The sequence below is a fragment of the Ancylomarina sp. genome, assembly GCF_041555295.1.
In the GTDB taxonomy this organism is placed as follows: Bacteria; Bacteroidota; Bacteroidia; order Bacteroidales; family Marinifilaceae; genus Ancylomarina.
Map to the genome: position 1 here is coordinate 1 of NZ_JBFFKR010000324.1, position 3,404 is coordinate 3,404.

Sequence of the window (3,404 nt, forward strand, 5' to 3'; positions counted from 1 at the left end):
GAAACAGGACATCTGTCTTCGATTGCCTCCATCCACTTAGCCAAAACCTCAGGAGAAGCATCACAATCAGGCTCAATGGAAACCTCAATACCCTTATACCCTGCTCTGTCTTCAAATGAAGTTCCGAACAAGCGATTTGGATTTAGCTCTCCAGCCATTTTGATCTTAAGCGAACGCAGTTCGATGTTCATCTCTTTAGCAACAACATGAGCCATAACATTGATACAACCGCAAAATGCTGCAAGAATGTATTCAACAGGATTTGCTCCCTCATCTGTTCCGCCCAAATCAGCTGGTTCATCAATAATAATCTCAAAACCTCTTGCTTTTACAATCGTCTTAGTTGGGTTTTCGCTATATGCTTTTACTCTAAATTTTAAATCGGACATTTTATTGTAGTTTAATTGTCAGTAATAATAACAGCACAAAAATGTGATATCTTAATCAACAATAAAAGGATTAAACGAAGCATAGATTCATTATATTTGATGGAATTTTGCATCAATTTAAGATGTGATTTTAAATGAGATCAATCCCAATAATGAATTTAGAATATCAAACTGACGGATATTGTTCCGATCATCAATCGATTAGCGCAAAAGACTGCTTTGATTCTCTTACGCCAAACCAAAAAGACATGGTGGAAAAATCCACCACCCTACTTCAGTTTGCGAAGGGAGAAACCATCATCAAACAAGGTTTTGTGGCATCACATATCCTATATATCGAAAAAGGTTTAGCCAAACTTGATGTAACAAACGATTCAAAACTTTCTACATTGAAATTATTGAGTAATGATTCGTTCGTAGGAATCATGTGCAGTTTCGCATGCAAAAGTCTCGATTTTTCAGCCATTGCATTGGAGAATACGACCATCCGCATGATTAATATGGATCTGTTTTTTAGCCTGATTAAAGAAAACGGAGAATTTGCGCTCAAACTTATGCGTCATATGTCATCGCTTACAAATGATATCATGCATCGCACAAGTCGATTGGCAGGTAAAAATGTAGAGGGCTCAGTGGCAATGATCCTGCAGGAATTTAAAGAGATATACAAAAGCAATAGTTTCACTCTACCTGTTACACGTGTAGGGCTTGCCTCATTGGCAGGCTGTTCGAAAGAAAGCACCATACATACCTTGGCTAAATTTCACAACGATGGCATTATTCAACTTAAGGATAAATCCATTACAATTATCAAAGCCGAAAGCCTTGAGCTCATCATTAAGAATGGCTAATTGGTAAATTATGAGTTATGAATTTAGAATTATGAGTTTTTTACATACTGACTTAAACCTGCAATCAAAAATCTGTTCAGTTTATTTCAATTGTCCTGCTAGGAATCCTGTAGACCAGGCAGCTTGTAAATTATAGCCTCCGGTAATGGCATCGATATCCAACACTTCCCCAGCAAAATAAAGGTTCTTGCACTTTTTGGATTGCATGCTTGACATATCCACACTTTTCAGACTCACGCCTCCACAGGTTACAAATTCATCTCTAAAGGTAGTCTTGCCTTTTACAGCATACTCATCGGTTGTAAGCAGAGTGAGCAATTTATTGATGCCTTTTTTTCCCAGTTCTCCCCACCTTTTATTCGAAGGCAAATTTCCTTTTTCCAACAAGAACATCCAAAGTCTATCTGGTAAAGAAAAGGGTCTGTAATTGGCTAAAATCTTATTGGTATGCGCCTCAGCAATAGTCGTTAGTTCATCTACGACCAAATCGTAATTCGTCTCGTTCACCCAATTCACTAGCATCTTGAAATCGTAGTTCTTCTCACTTAACACTCTGGCACCAAAAGCGGACAGCTTTAAAATAGCTGGGCCACTCATGCCCCAATGCGTGATTAGTAAAGGACCTTCCGATTTCAATTTCGTGCCTGGTAGACTGACCAAAGCCTCCTCAACCACAATACCCATCAGTTTGGTAACAGCCTCATCAGGCATATTAAAGGTGAATAATGAAGGGACTGGATTTTCAATTTTATGATTCAAGGCTTCCAGCCATTCCAATCCTTTTCTTTGAGGTGAACCACCCGTCGTCACTATCAAGCGATCGAAGGTTCCTGAAATAACATTTTCCTGATCAAAATCCAATTCGAATTGCTCATCAATTGGCTTAATTGATTTTACTGCCAATCCTTTTTGAATCTCAATGCCCAAGCGCTTGCATTCTTTCAGAAAACAGTCGATAATAGATTGTGAATCCTGAGAGACAGGAAAGATGCAATTGTCATCCTGAGTGACCAATGCCACTCCTCTGGATTCGAACCACTTTACACAATCCTTATTATTAAACAGATGGAAGGCTTTTTTCAAACTTCGCCCTCCTCTGGGATAGGCTTGATACAAATCCTGCGGATCGCAAGCATTGGTCAGGTTGCATCTGCCACCTCCCGATACTTTCACCTTGGATAAAACGTGTTTAGATTTTTCGATAATTACAACTTTGGCCTCCGGGTAGTTTTCCTTGGCGGCTATGGCTGAAAAGAAACCTGCTGCTCCACCTCCTATTATTCCGATTCTCATATCTAACTATTTTATATTCTCTGATGCCTAAAATTAAATTCCCCTCTGATATTGAACACAAGTAGTAGAATCTATCAGCCTATGCAGTTCTTGTTCTGAATCAGCGTTTCCATCGATCATCCTTTTGAAAAGCTTGATTAATTTCGATTTATCGAACTCTATGTTCGTTTCTGTTTTAATATCTCTCATATCAATAAAGAAACTTGAGAATGTATCTGGAATATCTTTAAGGATAGCCGTATTCAGAAAATTGGATGCATTATAAACATGGTGATAATTTCCCTTGCTCTTCTCAATAAAAAAGGTATCCTCTTTTAAATTCGTGATAGACGAAGCTTTATCACAATTCTGAATACAAGTCGCATCAACTCGATTCTTTTCACAACCCGTTACCTGATGAAACAAACATTGTCTGCTAGTCATCAAAACAATGGGATGATAGATACTATAGTGTAGCTGAAAGTTCTCTGGACACTTGATCTGTTTGATCTGATTTTTATTTAACTCATTGGAGATAAAAGCTCCCGAACAATTCAACTCTTCTTTCAAACACAAAAGGCTATACGAATTGGTCAGATTAAGCTGGGGACCTGCTATCCAAGCAATCCCTTTTTTCGAAGCTTCATAAGCAATACCCGTATTATTAGAGACAATTTTAGTTGGATTTAGTTCGGAAAGAAACTTAACAGCTACATTGTAATCCTCACCTATAATAACCGAAGGAAACCATGGAATCAACTTGCTATTCTTTCTGAAAAGATCAAGATACTCAGTAAGCTTGTTTTGGAAACTGTTGGGTAATTGAAAATAGATATCCCCTGTATCCTCATCACAAAGCGAGAGATCATCCTTTGAAGAAATCAGAATGGAA

At 38.1% G+C, this 3,404-nt stretch carries 4 protein-coding genes; 1 reads left to right on the plus strand and 3 read right to left on the minus strand.

Translation table 11 applies throughout. From position 1 onward, the window contains the following. Window positions 1–389 (minus strand): OsmC family protein (locus tag ABY905_RS15325; RefSeq protein WP_372645443.1); only part of this gene is annotated, 389 nt, incomplete at its 3' end. Between the two features lie 248 nt (window positions 390–637). Here ABY905_RS15325 and ABY905_RS15330 point away from each other — a divergent pair. After that, complete coding sequence (locus tag ABY905_RS15330) at window positions 638–1,240, plus strand: Crp/Fnr family transcriptional regulator (protein WP_372645444.1); 603 nt, start codon at window positions 638–640, stop codon at window positions 1,238–1,240. 81 nt (window positions 1,241–1,321) lie between these two features. On the opposite strand, the gene ABY905_RS15335 is transcribed toward ABY905_RS15330, so the two are convergent. Together ABY905_RS15335 and ABY905_RS15340 are read right to left on the minus strand one after the other, a co-directional pair. After that, window positions 1,322–2,533 (minus strand): NAD(P)/FAD-dependent oxidoreductase, encoded by a 1,212-nt coding sequence (locus ABY905_RS15335; RefSeq protein WP_372645446.1) that lies wholly within the window; start codon window positions 2,531–2,533, stop codon window positions 1,322–1,324. 33 nt (window positions 2,534–2,566) lie between these two features. Continuing rightward, window positions 2,567–3,404, minus strand: an 838-nt coding sequence (locus ABY905_RS15340; RefSeq protein ID WP_372645448.1) for a U32 family peptidase, incomplete at its 5' end; no start/stop codon positions are given.